Annotated in this window: 16 protein-coding genes and 1 pseudogene; 5 read left to right on the top strand and 12 right to left on the bottom strand. The window is 72.8% G+C overall.

Annotation, left to right across the window (positions count from 1 at the left end; genetic code table 11):
• Positions 1-187 precede the first annotated feature (187 nt).
• Positions 188-802 (bottom strand): PDZ domain-containing protein, encoded by a 615-nt coding sequence (locus ACYUD3_RS01545; RefSeq protein WP_470962214.1) that lies wholly within the window; start codon positions 800-802, stop codon positions 188-190.
• Between the two features lie 231 nt (positions 803-1,033).
• Positions 1,034-1,888: a LysR family transcriptional regulator gene (locus tag ACYUD3_RS01540; RefSeq protein WP_470962211.1), complete on the bottom strand. Its 855-nt coding sequence runs from the start codon at positions 1,886-1,888 to the stop codon at positions 1,034-1,036.
• Between the two features lie 86 nt (positions 1,889-1,974).
• Between ACYUD3_RS01540 and ACYUD3_RS01535 the strand changes: the two genes are divergently transcribed.
• The gene (locus tag ACYUD3_RS01535) at positions 1,975-2,697 is read left to right on the top strand and encodes a CTP synthase C-terminal region-related (seleno)protein (protein WP_470962208.1); all 723 of its coding nucleotides are present in this window, start codon (positions 1,975-1,977) and stop codon (positions 2,695-2,697) included.
• Positions 2,698-2,757: 60 nt separating this feature from the next.
• Here the strand turns inward: ACYUD3_RS01535 and phsA are convergent, their stop codons facing one another.
• From phsA to ACYUD3_RS01510, 5 genes are all read right to left on the bottom strand, one after another.
• Entirely contained in the window at positions 2,758-4,629 is a 1,872-nt protein-coding gene (phsA, locus tag ACYUD3_RS01530; protein WP_470962204.1) for an O-aminophenol oxidase PhsA, read from the bottom strand.
• Between the two features lie 141 nt (positions 4,630-4,770).
• A complete protein-coding gene (cyc2, locus tag ACYUD3_RS01525) occupies positions 4,771-6,951 on the bottom strand; it encodes a germacradienol/geosmin synthase Cyc2 (RefSeq protein WP_470962201.1) in 2,181 nt (726 codons plus the stop codon).
• 164 nt (positions 6,952-7,115) lie between these two features.
• A complete protein-coding gene (locus ACYUD3_RS01520; protein ID WP_470962198.1) occupies positions 7,116-8,309 on the bottom strand; it encodes a damage-control phosphatase ARMT1 family protein in 1,194 nt (397 codons plus the stop codon).
• A gap of 115 nt (positions 8,310-8,424) precedes the next feature.
• The gene (locus tag ACYUD3_RS01515) at positions 8,425-9,081 is read right to left on the bottom strand and encodes a ScbR family autoregulator-binding transcription factor (RefSeq protein ID WP_470962195.1); all 657 of its coding nucleotides are present in this window, start codon (positions 9,079-9,081) and stop codon (positions 8,425-8,427) included.
• Positions 9,082-9,153: 72 nt separating this feature from the next.
• Positions 9,154-10,092: a ScbA/BarX family gamma-butyrolactone biosynthesis protein gene (locus ACYUD3_RS01510; protein WP_470962192.1), complete on the bottom strand. Its 939-nt coding sequence runs from the start codon at positions 10,090-10,092 to the stop codon at positions 9,154-9,156.
• A 175-nt stretch (positions 10,093-10,267) separates the two neighbouring features.
• On the opposite strand from ACYUD3_RS01510, the gene ACYUD3_RS01505 reads away from it, so the two are divergent.
• Positions 10,268-10,912, top strand: a complete 645-nt coding sequence (locus ACYUD3_RS01505; protein WP_470962190.1) for a ScbR family autoregulator-binding transcription factor — start codon at positions 10,268-10,270, stop codon at positions 10,910-10,912.
• Between the two features lie 413 nt (positions 10,913-11,325).
• Here the strand turns inward: ACYUD3_RS01505 and ACYUD3_RS01500 are convergent.
• A pseudogene (locus ACYUD3_RS01500) lies at positions 11,326-12,765 on the bottom strand (S8 family peptidase); the annotation flags it as partial.
• Between the two features lie 492 nt (positions 12,766-13,257).
• Here ACYUD3_RS01500 and ACYUD3_RS01495 point away from each other — a divergent pair.
• The gene (locus tag ACYUD3_RS01495; protein WP_470962187.1) at positions 13,258-14,139 is read left to right on the top strand and encodes a lytic polysaccharide monooxygenase; all 882 of its coding nucleotides are present in this window, start codon (positions 13,258-13,260) and stop codon (positions 14,137-14,139) included.
• Between the two features lie 27 nt (positions 14,140-14,166).
• On the opposite strand, the gene ACYUD3_RS01490 is transcribed toward ACYUD3_RS01495, so the two are convergent.
• Positions 14,167-14,805 carry a Tat pathway signal sequence domain protein gene (locus tag ACYUD3_RS01490; protein WP_470962185.1) on the bottom strand — a complete coding sequence of 213 codons (639 nt, stop codon included), beginning with the start codon at positions 14,803-14,805 and terminating at the stop codon, positions 14,167-14,169.
• A gap of 473 nt (positions 14,806-15,278) precedes the next feature.
• On the opposite strand from ACYUD3_RS01490, the gene ACYUD3_RS01485 reads away from it, so the two are divergent.
• Both ACYUD3_RS01485 and ACYUD3_RS01480 read left to right on the top strand, forming a co-directional pair.
• Positions 15,279-15,887: a DUF6230 family protein gene (locus ACYUD3_RS01485; protein WP_470962181.1), complete on the top strand. Its 609-nt coding sequence runs from the start codon at positions 15,279-15,281 to the stop codon at positions 15,885-15,887.
• Positions 15,888-15,907: 20 nt separating this feature from the next.
• Positions 15,908-16,381: a DUF6114 domain-containing protein gene (locus ACYUD3_RS01480; protein WP_470963878.1), complete on the top strand. Its 474-nt coding sequence runs from the start codon at positions 15,908-15,910 to the stop codon at positions 16,379-16,381.
• A 108-nt stretch (positions 16,382-16,489) separates the two neighbouring features.
• Here ACYUD3_RS01480 and tatA read toward each other — a convergent pair whose 3' ends face one another.
• The 3 genes from tatA to ACYUD3_RS01465 form a co-directional block, all read right to left on the bottom strand.
• Positions 16,490-16,765 (bottom strand): Sec-independent protein translocase subunit TatA, encoded by a 276-nt coding sequence (gene tatA / locus ACYUD3_RS01475; RefSeq protein WP_470962178.1) that lies wholly within the window; start codon positions 16,763-16,765, stop codon positions 16,490-16,492.
• A 128-nt stretch (positions 16,766-16,893) separates the two neighbouring features.
• A complete protein-coding gene (mgtA, locus tag ACYUD3_RS01470; RefSeq protein WP_470962175.1) occupies positions 16,894-19,359 on the bottom strand; it encodes a magnesium-translocating P-type ATPase in 2,466 nt (821 codons plus the stop codon).
• Positions 19,349-19,690 (bottom strand): ArsR/SmtB family transcription factor, encoded by a 342-nt coding sequence (locus ACYUD3_RS01465; RefSeq protein ID WP_470962171.1) that lies wholly within the window; start codon positions 19,688-19,690, stop codon positions 19,349-19,351. The genes mgtA and ACYUD3_RS01465 overlap by 11 nt, the downstream gene beginning before the upstream one ends.
• Positions 19,691-19,884: the final 194 nt, after the last annotated feature.

The raw sequence follows: 19,884 nt of genomic DNA, 5'->3' as shown, positions 1-19,884 counted from the left end.
GCCCGGGCGGCGGGGGCCGCGCGAGCCGGTCCGCCGCGTCCCGCACCGGCGACGCGGCCTGCGCCCATCGTGGCGTATCCGGCCGAGGCGGGCCGGAGGTTTTCCACAGGCCCCGACATTTACCCGCTGATCATCCGATACGACCGCAGCGGACGACCCACCGCCCTCCCCTCAGACCCTCAGGCCCTCAGACGACGACCCCGGGCACGATCGTCAGCCGCTGCCGGTCCCCTGCGCGATGCAGCACCGTCACCCCGACACCCCGCCCCGGCCGCGCCCGCCCGACCTCACGCACCAGGTCCGCCGCCGACCCGACCCGCACCCCGCCGAACGCCACCAGCACGTCCCCGCGCACCAGCCCCGCCGCGTGCCCCGGCCCCGGCACATGCACCCCGACGACCTCCGCACCCGCCCCCGCCGCATCCACGACCTCCATCCCGAGAGCGGCCCGCGCGGGCGCCGCACCGGCCCCCGACGAACCGGCTCCCGACGAACCAGCCCCCGGCGCAACAGAAGCGGGCGCGGACCTCACCGCCGCCGAAGCCCCACCCCCGGGAGCCCCCGAACCCGCCCCCACCCCCACCCCCTGCCGCAGCTCCCCCGGCCTGCTCATCCCGATCACCGTCGTCCCGACCGTCCCGAGCCCGACGCCGCACAGCACCAGCACCGTTCCCGTGAGCAGCCCGAACAGCAGGCTCGTCAGCCGCCGCCGGCGCCGCCGCGCGGCATGCGGCCGGCCGCCGTCACCACCGGTCCGCTCGCCACCGGGCAGGGGCTTGGGCCGCAACACAGTCTGTTCCATGGGGATCGCCTCCGGCTGATGCTCTACCCGGCCCGCAGCCACCCGACGAGACACGAACGAGTGAGACTGGCGGGGCTCTTGGGGAGGTAGTGGCGACGGTCCCGCACGCGCGCGGGACACCCCCGCACTCAAAGGGAACGCCCTCAGCTCGCCCAAGGGGACGCCCCCAACTCGCCCAAGGGAACGCCCTCAGCCCAAGGGAACGCCTCCCCAAGGCGACGCCTCAAAGAATCACCCCAGCGCCCGCGCGAACTCCCGCGCCGCCCCTCCCACTCCCCCTCCGGACACCAGCTCCACCCGATGCACCACGCGCGGTGCCGCGACCGGTACGGCGACCGTCCCGGGAACGCGCTCGGCGGCCTCGCGGGGCAGCAGGGCAAGCCCGTGCCCCGCGGCGACCAGGGCGGTGAGGACGCGGACGTCCGTCCCGTCGTACCGCAGGGCCGCGCGGAAGCCGTCGCCGCTCGCCGCGCGGATCTGGGTCAGCGGGAGGGCGGTGTCGGGGGCGTCGAGCCAGCGCGCGTCGGCGAGGTCGGCGAGGCGCAGCCCGGGGCGCGCGGCGAGCGGGTGGCCCGCCGGCAGCAGGACGTGCACGGGGCCCTCGGCGACGCCGGTCGTGGCCAGCGGGGCCACGTCGGGCAGCCGCAGCGGATCGCTGGGCGCGGTCAGCCCGTCGGCCAGCCCGAGGTCGGCCCGGCCGGCGGCGACCTCCGCGCAGACGTCCGCGCGCGGAAGGACGCGCAGGGTGACCCCGGCGGGCGGCAGCGCGGCGAGCACGCGGGCGCCGAGCGCGGTCGGGGCGGCGGCGAGCGTCAGACCGTACGCGGGCGCGGCGGCCATCCGTACGACGTCGGCGCGGGCGGCCGCCAGGCGGAGCAGGAGGGGGCCCACGTGCTCCAGGAGGCGTTCTCCGGCCGGTGTCGGGGTCACGGGGCGGCGGGTCAGCAGCGGGGCTCCCAGGTCCTGTTCCAGGGCCGCGATGTGCTGCGAGACGGCGGACTGGGTGTAGCCCAGCTCGCGGGCGGCGGCCGAGAAGGAGGCGAGGCGGGCGACGGTGGCGTAGGTGCGCAGGAGGTGGGGGTCCATACCGCCAGGGTGTCATCAGTTCTGCTGATGGACAGTCCAGGAATCATCGTTGGACGTGAACCCGGGCGGCTTCCAGGATGGACGGCATGACTTCGCACACCGCTCGTGTCGCCCTGGTCGGGGACCGCTCCCCGCACGTCGTCTCGCACACACGGATCCCGGCGCTCCTGGAGGCGCTCGCCGTGCGGGACCGGCTGGTCCTGGACGCCTACTGGATCCCCTCCGAGGACGCGGCGGCCGAGGGGGCGGTGCGCGGCTTCGACGCCGTGTGGGTGCTGCCGGGCAGCCCGTACCGCAGTGAGGCGGGGGTGCTGGCGGCGATCCGCAGCGCGCGCGTGGAGGGCGTGCCGTTCCTGGGGACGTGCGGCGGGTTCCAGCACGCGCTGCTGGAGTTCGCCCGCGACGTCTGCGGGCTGCCGGACGCGGCGCACGCCGAGAACGACCCCGGCGCCCCCGACCCGATGATCACCCCGCTGGCCTGCTCCCTGGTCGGCCACGAGGCCGCCGTCACCATCGGGCCCAACACCCTCGCGGAGGCCGCGACCGGCGCGCGGCGCAGTGTCGAGCGGTACTTCTGCGCGTACGGCCCCTCGCGCCACCTGGACACCCTGCGCGCGCACGGGATGCGCTTCACCGGCCACGACGACGAGGGCGCCCCCAGGATCGCCGAACTCCCGGGCCACCCCTTCTTCCTGGCCACCCTCTTCCAGCCGGAGCTGCACGGCGACGGCTCGCGCCCCCACCCGGTGATCCGGGCGCTGGCGCGAGCCGCGGTGGAGCACGCCACCCGCGCGCGCGTGGATCACTGAACGGCCTCCGCGCGCGGATCGCCGACGCGCAGAAGACCATCCCGCGCGGGCAGCCCGCCGTCACCCCATGTGCCCCCCGTGCCCGCCATGCCCCCCATGGTCGAACTTCATCGCCTCGGGCGGCATGACGACGAAGGGCCGCATCATGCCCATGTCCTCGTGCTCCAGCAGGTGGCAGTGGTACATGAACCGCCCGTAGGCGCCGTCGAACAGGCCCATGACGCGCAGGCCCTGGCCGCCGAGGGCGCGGAAGACGTCCTTGTAGCCGTGCTCGTTGGGCGGGACGGGGCCCGGGGTGGCCGGGTCGAGGACGACGGGGGTGGCGGTGCCGCCGGCGTCGGGGCGGAAGCCGGTGACGTCGTAGGTGTCGCGGCCGAGGATCTGGAAGTCGGCCAGGTGGATGTGCATGGGGTGGGTGATGCCGGAGAGGTTGAGGAAGGTCCACTGTTCGTGGGTGCCCTCGGCGAGGGTGAAGCCCAGGCCGTCGTTGAAGGTCCGCGCGATGCGCCGGTAGGTCTTGGTGACGCCGTCGGCGCCGGTGACCTGGACGATGCCGTCGGCGGGCAGCTGGAGGCCGTCGGCGCTGTCCAGGGCCGCCATCTCCCAGATCTCGGGGTGTCCTCCGCCGCCCTTGGTGCCGGGCGGGGTGAGCAGGACGAGGCGGTGGCCGTGCGGGGTGTCGTGGGTGAGGCGGCGGAAGGAGCCGGAGAGCACCTCGGGGAGTTCGAAGGCGTCCTGCGCGCACGCGCCGCCGACGCGGAACTCCAGAACGTCCGGGTAGCGCACATCACCCGCCGGGTCGGGCACCCCGGGAGCCTGCCCGGGCCCCTTGTTGACGAGCCGCAGCGTGCGCCCCTCGAAGCCCCGGAGGTCGAAGAGGAGGTCGAAGCGCTCGGCGGGGGCGGCGATCAGCGTGGGCATGACGGCGTCGAAGTCGATCGGCACGGGGCGCGGCAGGAGGCCGCCGTCGCTGCCGATCTGGTGGACGACGCCGGGCACCGGGGTGCCGTCCTCGTCGATCAGGACGAAGTTGTAGATGCGCGCGTTGGAGGCGTTCAGGAGCCGGAAGCGGTACCAGCCGGCCTCGACGTCGGCGTACGGCCAGATGCGGCCGTTGACGGTGGTGTACGGGCCGGAGAACGGGATGGTGACGGGCATGCCGGTCTCGGGGTTGCTCTGCTGGACGGTCACCGTCTTGTGCAGCAGGCGGCCGTTGAGGGTGCCGTCCTCGTCGGTGTCGAGGTTGCGGTCGGCGATCAGCAGGGGGATCTCGCGGTCGCCCGAGGGCAGGCCCAGGGCATCCTCCTCGTCGTCGCGCAGGAGGTAGGTCCCGTAGAGGCCGGTCATCACGTTCCAGCGGGTGATGTTCATGGCGTGGTCGTGGTACCACCACTGGACGGCCTGGTGCTCGTTCGGGTACTCGGAGAGCTGGGCGTCGCCCGAGCCGACCGCGTTGTCGGCCCAGCCGTCGTTGCCGCCGCCGGTCTGGGCGCCGTGCAGGTGGGTCACGGACCAGGCGGGCAGGGCGGCGACGTCCTTGTCGGGCTCGGCGCCGCCGCGGCCGGGCTCGGTGGTGGCGGGCGGGGTACCCGGCGCGCGCACGGGCACGGTGACGGCCGTGACCGGGTACTCGGCGCCCTTGGGTATGCGGTTGGTCCAGGCGATGCGGACCCGCTGCCCGCGCCGCACCTCGACGGTGGGGCCCGGGACGTGCCCGTCGTAGCCCCACATCAAGGTGGGCGGCAGCTGCGGGTGCAGGCGGATCCAGGCGGGCCGCAGGGCTATCTCGGTCTCCTGGGTCACCGGGCCCTCGGCGGGGCGCAGGACGGGCGGGACGGTCAGCGGGGCGGCGTACGGCGTCAGTTCGCGCGGTCCTGCCGCCGGTGCGCTGCTCTCGTAGGTCTGCTCGAAGGTCTCGACGGTGTCGGTCACGATGGCGCTACCCCCGTTGGGTGGGCGATGAAGCGTTCCTTCACCTCAGGAGACGCAGCGCACCCCGTCCAGGGTTCCCGGAATGTACCGTTCCGTAAGAATTGATCCGTTCCGTCCGCCCCGCACCCCGCCGGAAGCCCCTCACCCCACCGGAAGAACCGGAAGCCCCCAAAGCCCCGGCCGCACCGGCGCCCGGTCCGGCAGGAAGCCGTGCGCGCGCCGGGCGAGGTGCTCCGGCTTGTAGCGGTCCACCCGGCGGTGCCAGTTCAGCACCCCCGCCATCCAGTGCCGCAGATCGGCGACATAGGCGTCCATCGCCGCGCGCGCCTCGGCCGAGAGAGCGAAGTCGTCGTACAGGACCGGCAGTTCGTGGGCGGCGATGTGCTCGAACTGCTCCATGCGCTGGTTGATCAGGTCGGCGACGACACGGGCGCCCGTGGGGTAGTCGCAGCCGAAGAAGTTCTGCACGACGAGGATCGCGTTGTGCACCTCGCCCTCGTACTCGATCTCCTTCTGGTAGGAGAAGACGTCGTTGAGGAGGGCCCCGTAGTCGATCGCGGAGTTCTCCAGCGCGCGCACGGGACCGCTCGCGTAGACCTCGGGCGGGACCGCCGGGCCGTGGCCGAGGCGGGCGAGGCTCAGGGTGAGGTCGGAGCCGAAGGTCGCGCGCCGCATCTCCAGGTAGTCGACCGGGTCGGGGACGCGCCCCTGGAGCTGGTTGGACAGCTCCCACAGCCAGCTCTCGGTCATCACGTCGACCGCGCGCCTCAGCGGCAGCCGCTCCTCGGCCGTCATGCCCGCCGTGGTGCGCGCCCACAGGTCGGTCAGGCCGCGCTCCATGCCGCTGGCCGGGAGGGGCGGGGCCTCGCCGTCCAGGGGCATGCACTGCGAGAGGCGGGCCGTGGCGAGCCGGGCGCCCGCGAAGTCGCGCCGGCCGCCGAAGACCAGGGGGTAGTAGTCGTCCGCGTAGGTCCCCCAGGCGAGCCACTGCGAGCTGAGGTCCAGCTCGGCGTCGTCCGCGTCGGGGTCGATGCCCGCCGCGCACAGCGGCAGGTCGGCCGCGCGCAGCTTGTCCTCGTCCCAGACGCCCTCCTCCAGCATGCCCATCGCGTGCATCCAGTGCGGCAGCCGCTCGCGCGCGCCCTCCAGCGCGGGGCTCAGCTCCAGCGGGAACGGCATGCGCAGCTCGGGCAGCAGCGAGGGGCCGACCTTCTGGTGGGGCACGTGGGTGTACGCGCGCAGCCGCTCGGCGGCGGCCGTGGCGAGCAGGGCGCCGACGTCGGCGGCGGAGGTGCCGGGGCCGGTCAGCCGCTCCCAGGGGGAGACCTGCCGGGCGCCCTTGTTCATGTACCGGCTGGAGCGCATGTGCCACTCCTGGCCGCCCGACTGCCAGTCCTGGAGCCCCTTGGTGTACGCGCCGACGGCGGCCAGCTCGTCGGCGCGCAGCCCCTTCTCCAGCGCGACGGCGGGCACCTCGGTGAACGCGGTGTGCTCGAACTGGTGCAGCCGCGAGGTCAGGATGTCGTTGACGGTGTCGGCGGCCTCCTGGGTCGTGCAGCCGAAGAACGTCTCCAGGACGAGGACGCCGTTGCTGTTCTCCCCCTCGTCCTCGACCTCGCGCTGGTAGGAGAAGAGGTCGTTGCGCAGGTGGACGGCGTCGGAGAACGTCTCCATCAGCACCCGCAGCGGACGCGTGCCCGCGACGGCGGCCGGGACCTCGGCGGTCGCGTACTCCACGAGCCCGGCGGACCAGGGGGCGCCGCCCACCTTGCGGCGCATCTCGATGTACTCGACCGGGTTGGCGATCCGCCCCTCGTTGATGTTGGACAGCTCCCACATCGACTCGTTCAGCAGGTGCTCGGTGGAGACGGCGAAGCGGCGCCGCCAGTCCTCGGACATCGCCGGCACCGTGCGCGCCCACAGGTCCGCGAGCCCCGCCTCGACCGGGTTGCGCGGCTCGGGGACGGGCGTGGTGAGGTCCAGCGGCATGAACAGCGGCAGCCGGTCCAGGTGCGCCTTGCCGGCCGCGCGGTCCTGGGTGCGCTTGTACATGTCCAGGAAGTGGTCGTCGAAGAAGAAGACCCACACGTACCAGTCGGTGATCAGCGACAGCGCGTCCGCGTCGCAGTCGGGGTGTGTGTAGGCGCACAGCAGGCCGTAGTCGTGCGCGTCGAGGTCGGCCTGCTCCCAGATGCCCGAGCCCTCCAGCATGCCCATGTCGCGCGCCCACCGCGTCGAGTGGGCGCGGGCCGCGTCGACGTGCGGGTTCAGCCGCGCGGGATGCGGCATGTAGAAGTGCGGGAGTTCGAACGGCTGCGTCATGGCCCCGGCCCTACCCACACCCGGAACGGGTCATCCGCCCCGCTGCACATGATCACACCATCGCGTGAATCAAGCCCGAACCCCCGTACGGAGAAACGGTTTGCGCTAGCACAACGCGAGCCCCTCGCCGCACTCGCGCCGCCCCGCCCGCACGCGCGCCCCCGCTACCCCCGCACCTGGATCAGCGCGTACCTCCCCCCGGTCCGCCACCCCTCCCCCTCCGCCGCCGTCAACTCCCCTTCCGTCCGCGCCGTCAACCCCGTGATCACCTCGGACTTGAGCGTCCGCAGCGCCGCGACCGGACCCGGGAAGTGCGCGGTGGCCTCCGCGAAGGGCGTCGTCGGCGCCCACATCCGGTCCCCCACCAGCCGCCGGTAGTTGAGATCCCCCTTGAAGACCGTCAGCGCGCCCCCGCCGAACTCCGCCCGCAGCCCGCCCGGCAGTCGCGCGTACGGCAGCGGCGAGGCGGAGAAGGGATGGGCGCGCAGGACGAGGCTCCCGTCGGCGACCGCGTCCCACAGCCGCCGCCCGTGCCGCCCTGCCGCCCCGGGCGCGGCGGCGAGCCGGCGCAGCGCGTCGACGGCGTCGGCGGGCGTCGCGTCGGAGACGTAGTACGGGTACGGCTTGAGGTGCAGGACGACCTTCCGCGCGTGCCCCTCGGCCAGCAGATGGGAGATCAGCAGCAGATCGGGGACGAGTTCGCGGCCCGCGTTGTCGGCGACGACGAAGACGGTCCCGGCGTCCTTCAGCAGCCCCCACAGCGCGTCGCCGTCATCGGCGACCAGGCCACCGGGCACGGCCGCCCGCAGCCGGGCACCCACGCCGGAAGAACCCGACGCCTCGGAGAGCCGGAACCCGAGATCCGCCCGGTTCCCCCACAGCGAGCCGTGCAGCAGCGCCCGCCCCCGCTCCTCCGTCGGCCGCCCCTCCAGCTCGTCAAGAGCGGCCAACTCCTCGTCCGTCTCAAAAGATTCGAGCTCCGCGAGCTTGAACGGCCGGAAAGGATCGACCCCTTGCCAGACCCCGGGCCCGAAGTACCCGACGGCTTCGAGGAGTCGGCGGTAGAAGTAGCTCTCCGCCCACAGCCACGGCACGTCGTACCAGGAGCGGCCGAGCTGTTCGCCGAGCCCCCAGGCCTGCCAGTGCGCGAGGTCGGGCGCGGTGGCGGGGAGCGGTTCCAGGACGCCCCGGGCGCAGCTCTCGGCGAGCGCGTCGAGAGCGGCGTGCACGGGGGCGTCGTAGGGGAAGGCCTCGCGGGTCTGGCGGATGATCGCGGGGTGGCGGTCGGCGAGGACCGTGTGGCGGAAGGAGCCCGGTTCGGCGCCGCTGAGGACGGGCGGGGCGGGGATGTGGGGCATGCGGATCACCGTAGCGCGCGGTCCGCCCCGTCACCGGCGGCTCCGCGCCATGCCCCACACCGTACGGCGCGCCCGCGTGCCCGCCGTACGGATCTCACCCTGCCTGGACGGGGTGTCAGGACACACTGGCCGCCATGGTCTCGCGCTCCAGCCGGGCCGCGAGGCTCAGATAGCGCGGGCGGCGCGGGACCGGGACGAGGCCGCGGATCAGGACGTACCACATCTCCGCCATCCGGCGGGGCAGCCGGGTGGAGGGCTCGCGGGAGCGGCCGACCACTCTGGTGCCGACGAAGAAGCACACCAACGAGTGCGCGACGGCGTCGAGATCGATGTCCTGGTGTATGTCCGCCTCGCGGACGGCGCCCAGCAGTCCGCGGGCGATCAGCTCGGACCACTCGGCGAAGGGGTGGCGCAGCGGCGGTTTCACCGCCACTCCGCCGGTGGCGAGCCTCAACCCCGCGCGGGCGATGGGGCCTTCGACGGACAGCCGGGTGAGGCCGAACGTCAGGCGCATCAGCGCTTCGAGCGAGGAGTAACCCCGGTTGTCGATCTCGCCCGCGACGCGCTGCGCCGCCTGGGACTGGAGCTCCATGATCGCGTGGGCCAGGTCTTCCTTGGCCGCGAAATGGAAGTACAGGGCGCCCTTGGTTACTTGGGCGTGCTCGACGATGTCACTGAGGCTCGTCGATTCGTAGCCATGCCGGTCGAACAGATCGGCAGCTGCCGTGATGATCGTCGCGCGCGTCTGTTCGGCGCGTAACTGCCTCGCCATCGACTAGAACACTCCTGGGCCGGTAAAAGAACGGGTCATGCCGTTTGTTTCTCACCCCCTGTACACAATAACTCACCCTGCGGCTGTACCCACCACGCAGTCGAAGACTGCCGACTCCCCTTGCACGGCGATCACTTGGATCTCCCCGCCGGAGGTGTCCGCGGCCTCGATCCACACAGGTTCGTCCAGTTCAGCGTATCTGTGGAAGACCGCACGGTAGGAGGCCGGGGGGCCGCCCGCGAAGCCCGCGCAGCGCGCCGCCTGCCGGGCCGCCTCCATCAGGAGCATTCCCGGAGCGTGATCCAGCGGATGGTCAAAGAAAACGGGGTGTGCGGTATTTACTCGTAACTGCCAGCGCTTGCCGGACGGTTGGCGGACGGCTCCGTACGACACCTGCGGGGGCGGCTCGGCGAGGACGACGTCCGCCGGCAGCGCGCGCCCCACGGCCTCCGGGGGCAGTCCGGGCGGGACGGCGGCCGGGGTGACGCTCTGCGGGGTACGGCCGCCGCGCAGCCTGCGGTAGACGGTCTCGCCGACGCAGCCGAAGGCGACGTCGGCGGTCGCGGCGGGCTCGCCGCGTCGCAGCACCCGCGCGGTGTACCGGCAGGCGGCGAGCCGTCCGCCGCGTAATCGCAGCTCGCTGAAGGCGAGTTCGACGACCGGCTCGGCCGGCACCGGCCCGACCCCCAACTGCCCCGGCACGGTGGCCACATGGAACTCGTTGAGGACGAACTGCCAGTCGAGCGGCACCCCGTACTCGGTGTGCGAGACGAGGGTGCCGGCCTGGCGTACGGTCTCCACGACGAGCAGCGGATCGTAGGAGAGCCAGTCGGGGGACACGTGTAACCCGTGGGCCCTGGGCCACTGCGCGAAGACGGTGAAACGGTGTTCGCCCGTTCGCTCCCAGCCGGTCAGCAAAGTCTCGGCGACGGACGCCCGGTGGACGAACTGGCGGGGGACGGTGGCCGTCAGGGGTGGAGCTCCGGCGAGCCGCCGCGGTCGAGTCATCATGTCTCCCTACGGCGCCCCGAGGGCCCCGGCAGACGGTGAATCGTCCACACAGCGAACGTTAGAGTACGAGGCGACCGGATTGGCATCAATGGGATCGGTCGACGGCATCCTATGATCGGGGCGAACTCACACACGATCGCGGGACCGGCCAACTCGGTGCCGTGGAGGGGCTTTTATGGCTAAGCAGGAGCGCGCGATCAAAACGCGCCAGGCCATCGTGGAAGCCGCCGGAGCGCTCTTCGACGAACACGGCTATACCGCCACCACCATCGCGATGGTCCTGGAACGCCTCGACGTCACCAAGGGCGCGCTGTATTTCCACTTTCCGTCGAAGGAGGCGCTCGCCCAGGCGGTGCTGGCCGAGCAGGTGCCCTTCGGGACGGTGCCGGCGCAGGCCTGCCGGCTCCAGGAGATCGTCGACATGACCTTCGTCGTCGGCCAGCGGCTGCTGACCAGTTCGCTGCTGCGCGGCAGCGTACGGCTCGCCGTGGACCAGGAGGCGCCGAACCGGATCGACCACGGCGGGCCGTACCGGCAGTGGGCCGATCATCTCACCGAGACCCTCGAACTCGCCCGCGAACAGGGGGAGTTGCTGCCGACGGTACGGCCGCGGCAGACGGTCGAGCTGATCGTCGGCGCGTTCAGCGGCATCCAGCTGATGTCGCGGGCGCTGACCCAGCGCGCCGATCTCGGCGAGCGGCTGTCGGTGATGTGGGCGCATCTGCTGCCCGGCATCGCCGTGCCCGGGCTGATCCCGGCGCTGGACACCCGGGCCGACCGGGGCGCGCGGATACTGGCTCCGGAGCGGGCCGCTTCGTGATCCGCCCGGCGGGCGACGGAGTCCGGCGCGGGGCGAGTTGTGCGGCGCGGGGTCTGTGGTGCGGCGGTGAACCGGCGGGGCGCGGCACGAAAGCCGGGTGGAAATCGTCGTAGAAACAAACAGAGACGGTTGCCGCCGCGGACGTGAATCCATGGCCATGGGAGCGGATAACCCTGGGGGACCGGCAGGATTACGTCAGGGAAACGGCGGGAAAACGTACGGCGGGCCGGCCGCTGTACGTGCGTACACCGGTCGACCCGCTTGTTTTCCGGGGAGATCCCGGGGAATTCCTGCGGAGCCGGGAAGGAGATTCGCCGACTCCTGTCGCAGGAGCGCCAGTTGACGATTCGTTAAGAGCCGTCAGGCAAAGGCTGATTGATGATCCGTCAGACCTCGCCCAGTGAGCGCTACTCGGCGATCGCCGCGACCGTCTTCGCCGCGTCCGCCAGGCCCGCGCCGCAGCCGCCCGAGCAAGCGCCGGGCAGGGCACGGGCGTTGGCCTTGATGGCCGACTCGATCTGGGCCGGGGTCAGCGAGGAGTTCGCCGACTTCATCAGCGCGACGAGGCCCGCGATGTGCGGGGTGGCCATGCTGGTGCCCTGGTAGTAGGCGTAGGACTCGGTGGACGGCCGGCGCGCGCCGGAGTTCAGCGTGGAGAGGATGCCGTTCGCGTCCGAGGCGGAGGTCTCGCCGCCGGGCGCCGAGATGTCCACCTTGGCACCGTAGTTGGAGTACGACGCCCGCGCGCCGGACCGGTTGGTGGCGGCGACCGAGATGACGTTGTTGCAGTTGCCCGGGCTGTGCGCCGAGACGTTCTCGTTGTCGTTGCCCGCGGCCACGACGACCGTCGTCCCCCGGTTCACGGCCGCGTTGATGGCGTTCTGGGTCGCCGACGAGCAGGCGCCGTCGCCGCCCAGGCTCATGTTGATGACCTTGGCGACGTTGGCGTTGGCGGGCACGCCGGAGACGGTGCCGCCGGACGCCCAGGTGATGGCGTCGATGATGTCGGAGTCGTAGCCGCCGCACTTGCCGAGCACGCGCAGCGGGGAGATCTTCGCGCCGTAGGCGATGCCCGCGATGCCCTTGTTGTTGTTCGTGACGGCGGCGATGGTGCCGGCCACGTGGGTGCCGTGCCAGGAGGAGTCGGAGGCGGGGACGCCCGCGCCGCACTCGTTCGCGTTGTAACCGTCGCCCGGGTCGGCCGGGTTGGAGTCACGGCCGTTGCCGTCGGCCGCCGTGGCGGTGTCGGAGATGAAGTCGTAGCCGGCGACGATGTTCGCGGCGAGGTCGGAGTGGGCGACGTACCCGGTGTCGATGACGGCGACGGTGACGCCGCTGCCGGTCGAGACGTCCCAGGCGGCCGGCACGTTCATGCCCGCCCTGGTCTCGAACAGGTCCCACTGCTTGGCGTACTCGGTGTCGTTCGGGGTGGTGGCCTGCGGCTGGTTCAGCCGGTCCGGGACGACGAAGGCGACGCTCGGGTCGGCCTGGTAGCGGGCGACGACGTCGGCGACGTCCGCGCTGCTGTTGCCGTCACCGAGGCTGACGAGCGCGGCGCCGGTGCCGAGGCGGCGCTCGAAGTCGACGCCGGTACCGGCCTGTTCGCCCTTGGCGGCGGCGTCGGCCTGCGCGGCCTGGTTCGAAGTGGCCTCGTCCGCACCGGACTTGTAGCCGACGATCAGCCGCTCGGCGGGGGCGCCCGGGGCCGCCTCGGTCAGGGCGGCCGGCACGTCGGCGGCCGACGGGGCGGTGTCCTGCGCGACGGCGGAGGGGACGGTGACGCCGGCCAGCAGGGCGGCGGAGAGCGCGGCGACGGATATCAGCTTGCGGCGCAGGGCGGGAGAGGTACGCAAGGGGGGTGCCTTTCGGAGCCGGCTCCGGCACGGGGCGGAGCGGCAGGACGATTCGCTTCGGCGCCGGCCCATGGAGGCGGCGGGGTGAAGCGGCGGGGGGTGAATCGAGCGCGGGCGCGATGACGCCGAGCGGCGGGGCCGGCCTCTGCCGGGGGTTACCCGTGAGTCAGCTGTGGTGGAACAGTAGGCAAAAAATTAGTCATCCGCATACAGGGGAAACCCTCTGTCCGATCACTTGCCCACCCTTTCCCATCGCGAAGAGACAGTGAACGGACAGCTATTGACCAGGTTTGCCCGCAGAAAGGTGTGGCGGCGGAGCGGGGGGAGTGTGACGAAGGACAAGTGGACCCCGGCGCCGCCGCCCGTCGAACGCCCGCCCCCGGAGCGCCGGCGCCCGTCGAACGCCACGGGGGCGCCCGTTGAACGCCCGCCCCCGCTCCCCCGTACAAGCCCCGTGCAGCCGTTCCCGTCCCGGCCGAGGAGACGTCCCGTATGCCCCGGATGACCCGTCACCATGTGGCCGCCTGCGCGGCGGCCCTCGCGCTGGGCCTGTGGGCCGCGCCGCCCGCCGCCGCGCACGGCGCCCCCACCAGCCCGGTCAGCCGGGTGTACGCCTGCTCCCCCGACGGCGGCGCGAACGCCCGAACGCCCGCCTGCGAAGCGGCGGTCGCGGCGAACGGCACGTCCTTCGCGGCCTGGGACAACCTGCGCGTCGCGGACGTGAACGGACGCGACCGGCAGACCATCCCCGACGGCGAGCTGTGCAGCGGCGGCCTCCCGGCGTACAAGGGCCTCGACCTGGCCCGCGCCGACTGGCCCGCGACCCGCCTCACCCCGGGCGCGACCCTGCGCATGACGTACGCCTCGACGATCCCGCACACCGGTACGTTCAAGATGTTCCTGACGAAGGAGGGGTACGACCCCTCGCGCCCGCTCACCTGGTCCGCGCTGCCGGAGCAGCCGTTCGCACAGGTGACGGACCCTCAACTCACCGGCGGCGCCTACCGCTTCTCGATGAAGCTGCCCGACGACCGTACGGGGCGGCAGGTGTTGTACACGATCTGGCAGAACAGCAGTACGGCGGACACGTATTACTCGTGCTCGGACGTGGTGTTCCCCGCGAAAGCCGCGGCGCCCGCCAAGACACCCACGCCGACGCCGACGCCGACCCCGACCCCTACGCCCACACCGCCCCCCACCCCGTCGGCAACCCCCCAACCCCCCTCCCCAGAGCCCGAGTTGCCCTCGGCCGCCCCGAAGAGCGCCCCCGCAGCCGACTCCGGCCCCTCCGCCCCCTTGCTCGCCGGAGGAGCCGCAGCCGTCCTGGCCCTCAGCGGCGGCGCGGTCTTCCTGGCCCGCCTGCGCCGCCGCTGAGAACCCTTGCTCAGCTGAAGACCTTGCTCAGTTGACGACCACAGAGTTGGACCCGTCCAGCACCGGCGCGTACTTCGCGGAGAAGTACCCGGCGGAGAAGCACAGCGACGAGCCGGAGGACTTGGTGAACGCCTGGTTGGCGAAGGTGATGCTGTTGTCGGTGTTGCTGGTGGTGCCGCTCAGGCTCGGCGCCTGGTAGACGCAGGTGATGCTGCCGAGCAGGGTGCTGAGGACGACCGTGGTCTGGATGCTCGAACCGCTCGGCGGGGTCACGGTGATGGTGCCGGCGGAGGCCACCGAGGCGGTGTAGGGCAGGTTGTTGACGGTGATGCTGGTGACCCCGAGGACGCCGAGGACGTTCGTGGTGCAGCTGCCGAAGGTGTGGGCGGTCAGCGACTCGGTGGCCGTCCCCGGCGCGGTCGGGTTGGCCGTGACGGAGGCGTTGAACGCCGAGGACGCGCAGGAGATGCCGCTGGTGCCGGTCGCGCTGGAGTAGAGCGTGGCGGTGGTGCCGCTGGCCAGTGAGGCGGTCAGGGTGTCACCGACGGCGACGTTCGCGCCGCCCGCGGTCAGCACCGCGTCGGCGGCGGCCGAGGCCGGGGTGATGGCGGGGAGGGTGAGGGCGGCGACGGTGCCGGCGAGGGCGGCGAGGGTACGAGCACGCATTGCGGGTGCCTCTTTCCGAGGGATCACAGCGGGGGATCACAAAAGGGGGGTGTTCCTCAGGAGGGACCTGAGGGGGGCCACAGACCTGGCCGGGCCGGGCACACTCACGAAGACGCTCCGGGGGCACGGCGGTCGGGCCGCACTGCGGATCCGGCGCCACGGATCCGGGCCGGCCGTACGGATGTCTCCGGCCGGGCCACGCCGATTTGTAGACCTGAGACTCAGTCAGCGTCAAGGGATCGGCGCGAAGTCGCCTGTCCCGGACGGTCAATTCCCTTACACAATGACCATCCTTTTTCCACATCTCCCTTGACCCCTCGCTGTAACCATCGGTAACTTCCTGGACGGCTACTGACGCGTAGGAATCTCACCTCGTCCGGGAGTGGTGGGGAGGCGTGCGCGACAGCCGCTGTCCGCGCCAGGACAACGCACCGATGAAGCAACCTGCACGACTAATGCCCATGGGAGCAGACATGGCCTCAGAAAGACGCGGCAGGGTCCGGGCGCGCCGGGCCGCCGTGATGGCGGTGCCCGCCGCCGCGGTCGCCGCCGGGCTCGCGATCCTGACCGCGCAAGGCGCGCTGGGGGTCCAGTTCGCGATCTCCGGAATGCCGTTCGTCGTCACCGCCGACAAACTCGAAGGCACCGGTTTCGAGCAGTTCGGCGGGCTCGACCACATGATCGACAACAGCCCGAACCAGGGCGACACCGGCGGCCAGGTGCTCGTCGTGACCTCGGTGGTGAAGAACGGCACGCTGACCAACCTGTGCCAGAGCGTCGACCTCGGCGGGATCCAGCTGGTCCTGACGGCGGGCGCGGGCGCGAAGCCGGTGAGCGTGCAGAACCTCGCCATCGACTCCGACGACATCACCGGCGACGCCGACTTCGGCGGGATCGAGATCGGCCGCGACGCCAGCACCTTCGACAAGGCGGGCGTCCAGGGGCCGCGCGGCGTCTACGGCCAGCAGGCGGACACGGTCGTCATCAACAACCTGTACCAGCACAACTACGGCGCCACCGCCGCCGTGTTCAAGCTGCCGGGGCTGCACATGTGGTTCGACGGCAAGGGCTGCCCGAGGTGACCGAGCCCGAGCCGCCGGCCGTGCCCGGCGGGAACCCTCCGCCTCCGGCCGCGTCCGAGGAGACGGCCTGGCGGCGCTTCCGGCACTGGCGGGGCCGCCGCCCCTTCCCGGGCGGCGTCCTGCTCGTCCTCGGCGGCTCGGAGATCCTGGTCACGATGAAGGCACCGCTCCCGGTGATCCTGCACATCGGCATGCAAGGGCTCGCGGGATACCTGCTGCCGACGCTGATGATCCTGTGCGGCCTGCTGATCCTGTTCAACCCGGGCCAGCGGCTGTTCTATTCGATCACCGGGGTGCTGGTGTCCCTGGGCACCTGGCTGACCTCCAACATCGGAGGTTTCGTCATCGGCCTGCTGTGCGGAGTGGTCGGCGCCTGCCTGGCCTTCGGCTGGCTGCCCGACCAGGAGCCGCGCCGCACCCGGCGGCAGCGGCGCAAGGAGGCGCGTTCGGCGGCGGAGGGGCTGCTGCCCAAGGGGGCCGGGGAGCCCGCCTGACCACCGCCGGGTCCACCTCGGCGCACAGCACGACAAGGGCCGGTACGGATTTCCGCTGCCACGCACAGCGGAGCCGTACCGGCCCACTTCACTTGCCGAGAAGTACGTTCAGCTCGCCGCCGGCGCGGGAGTCTCCGTACGCGCCGCCGTCGCCGTGGCCGTCTCCGCGGCCGTCGTCACGGCCGTGGGCGTCACCGGAGCGGCCGCGTGAGCCGACGCCGGAGTCTCGTTCTCCTCCTTCATCGCCTTCGCCTCGCTCTTGAGGATGCGCATCGACTTGCCGAGGCCGCGCGCGGCTTCGGGGAGCTTCTTCGAGCCGAAGAGGACGATGACGACGATCGCCACGACCAGCAGGTGCCAGGGTTCCAGACCGTTGCGGAGCATGGCCGCAGCCTCTCTCTCGTCGGGCCGTTCCGGAACTTCCCGGACGGTTGCCACGTTGCGCAACTGTACAACCTGATTTAGACCACAGGGAGAGCCGTACCTCACACCTCGGCAAAGCCCTCATGACGTCAGGGTTGCCGCCGGGCCAGCGGCAGCAGCGCCAGCGCGTACAGCACGAGCAGCACCCCGAGCAGCACGTAGTACGCGGGCGGCAGCGGCGTCATCCCGAACGCGGCGCCCAGCGGGCCGGGCGGGACGAGCAGTCCGACGGCGACGAGGACGGCGGCGGCCCACCCGACGGGCCCCGGCCGCCCCCCGCGCCCGGTCCGCAGCAGCACCATGACCAGCGCCTGCGTGAGGAGGTTCTCGGTGAACCAGGCGGCGTGGAAGACCGCCTCGTCGTCCCCCGCGCCCGGCCCGTCGAGCGCCAGCGCGAGCACGCCGAAGGTCGCAAGGTCGGCGATCGCGTTGAGCGCCCCGAAGCCGGTGATCATCTTGAGGAAGGCGCGGGGCCGCAGCACGGTCGGGCGGCGCAGCGCGGCGGCGCCGGGACGGTCGTACGCGAACGCCAGCTGGGCCGCGTCGAAGCACAGGTTCTGGGCCAGGACCTGCACCGGGAGCATCGGCAGGAACGGCAGGAGCAGGCCCGCGCTGAGCATCGCGAGGACGTTGCCGAGGTTGGAGGAGAGGGTGACGCGCAGGTACGAGGCGATGTTGCCGCTGCTGTAGCGGCCGGCGGTGACCGCGTGCCCGACGGACGCCAGCTCCTTCTCGCCGAGGACGACGTCGGCGCTCTCGCGGGCCACGGCGCAGGCGCTGCGCGGGGCGATGCCGACGTCGGCGGCGCGCAGCGCGGGGGCGTCGTTGACGCCGTCGCCGAGGAAGCCGACGGTGTGCCCGGCGGCGCGCAGGGCGCTGACGACGCGGGCCTTGTCCTGGGGGGTGCAGCGCGCGTAGACCGTCGCGTCGGGCACCTCGCCCTCGCCGATGACGACGGGTTCGCCGGGGTCGAGGCCGAGGTCGCGGCAGACGCGGGCGGCGGTGGCGGGGTCGTCGCCGGTGAGGACGCGCACGGAGACGCCCCGGGCGGCGAGTCCCCGCAGGGCCTCGGCGGCGCTCGGGGCGAGGGCGTCGCTGAAGGCGACCAGGCCGAGGAAGGTGAGCCCGCGTTCGTCGGCGGGCGTGTACGTCCGGGTCCGCGCGGTCCGTTCGGCGCTCGCCACGGCCAGCAGCCGCAGCCCGCCCTCGGTCTCCTTCGCGGCGAGGTCGCGCACCCGCTCGCGCTCCTCGTCGCCGAGGGCGCAGCGGTCGAGCACGTCGTCGACGGCGCCCTTGGTGATCAGCCGCACGGTGCCGGGGCGCGGTCCGCGCACGACGGCCGTGGCGAGCCTGCGCACGGAGTCGAAGGGGACGGCGTCGATCCCGTCGTACTCCTCCCCCACCGCGCCCGCGGCCTCCAGGACGGCTTCGTCGAGGGCGTCGGGGGCGGGGAGTTCGGCGAGCTGGAGGGTCCACCAGGTCTGGACGGCGGCCCAGCGCAGGACGTCGGGGTCGTCGGCGCCGTCGGGGCCTATCGCGCGGGCGAGGACCGGGCGGTCCTGGGTGAGGGTGCCGGTCTTGTCGACGCACAGGACGTCGACGGCGCCGAGGTCGTGCAGGGCGGGCAGGCGGCGGACGATCACGCCGTGGGAGCGGGCGAGGAGGGTCGCGCCGCGGGCCAGGCAGGTCGTGACGATCACGGGGAGCATCTCGGGGGTGAGCCCGACGGCGACGGCGACGGCGAACGGGAGCGTCTCCAGGCCGCGTCCGCGCAGGGCCGCGTTGGCCATCAGCACGAGCGGCGGCGTCAGCAGCATGAAGCGGATCAGGACCCAGGAGATGCCGTGCACGGACCGGTCGAAGGCGCTGTCGGCCGGCCGCTGCGGGGGCGCGTGCGCGGCGGCGAACCGGGTCCGCGCGCCGGTCGCGAGGACGACCCCGGTGCCGGTGCCGCTGGCGACGTCGCTGCCCTGGAAGCACAGCGCGTCGTCCCCGTCCGCGTCGGTGTGCTTCGCGACGGGCGCGGACTCCCCGGTGAGCGCGGCCTGGTGCACGGTGAGCCCGCGCGCCCGCAGCAGCCGCACGTCGGCCGGGACGAGATCCCCGGGCGCGAGCCGCACGACGTCGCCCGGCACGACCTCCCCGACCGGGATCTCCCGGGTGCGCGGGGGCGCGTCGGGGGAGGGTCTGCGCACGACGGTGGCGGTGCCGCCGACCAGGTCGCGCAGGGCGGCCACGGAGCGGTCGGCGCGCCGCTCGCCGCTCGCGCGCAGCACGGAGGCGACGGCGACGAGGGCGAGGATGACGGTGGCCGTGCCCCAGGAGGCGACCAGCGCGGAGACGAGGCCGAGGCAGAGCAGGACACAGGTGAAGGGGTCGCGCAGGCCGGTGAGCAGCAGGCGGGGCCAGCTCGACGAGACGACTTCGGGGAGGGTGTTCTCCCCGTTCTCCGCGAGCCTGACCGCGGCCTCGGCCTCGGTCAGTCCGCGCGGGCGCGCCGCGAGCCGGCGCAGGGTCTGTAGTGCCGTGCCCTCCGCGGCCGGCTCAGAGGCCACGGAGGCGGGGCGCCGGGAGCTCGGCCCCGGTGGCGCGGTCGGTCAGCCGGCCGACGACCAGCCGGACGACGTCCACGACGTCGGGGTCGTCCACGAAATACACCTGCCGCCGGCCTTCCCGCCGGGCCCGTACCAGCCCGGCGAGCTTCAGCTTGGTCAGATGCTGGCTGACGGCGGGCAGCGCCCCGCCCACCCGTTCGGCGAGCCCGGTGACATCGCTCTCCCCCTGCGCGAGGGCCCACACGATATGCAGCCGCGCCGGCGAGGCCAGCAGCCCGAACGTCTCGGCAGTCTGCGTGAGCACCTCGGCGGAGGGATCCTCAAACGCCACGGGTGCCGCCCTCCTTCGCGCTGGGTGTCCGTACGGTCGCACAGAATGTGCCGGGTCAGTCTACGGGACGGCCTCGCCGCCGACGGGGCCCGAGCGCGCGGCGGCGCCCGGAACGCGAGAAGCCCGACCCTTTTCTCGGGTCGGGCTTCGCTCTGGAGCGCCGGGCAGGCCTTGCACCTGCATTTCCCCGCAGG

This window comes from Streptomyces sp. AMJ-169 (assembly GCF_055597585.1).
This window is presented reverse-complemented; position numbering and strand designations above follow the sequence as displayed.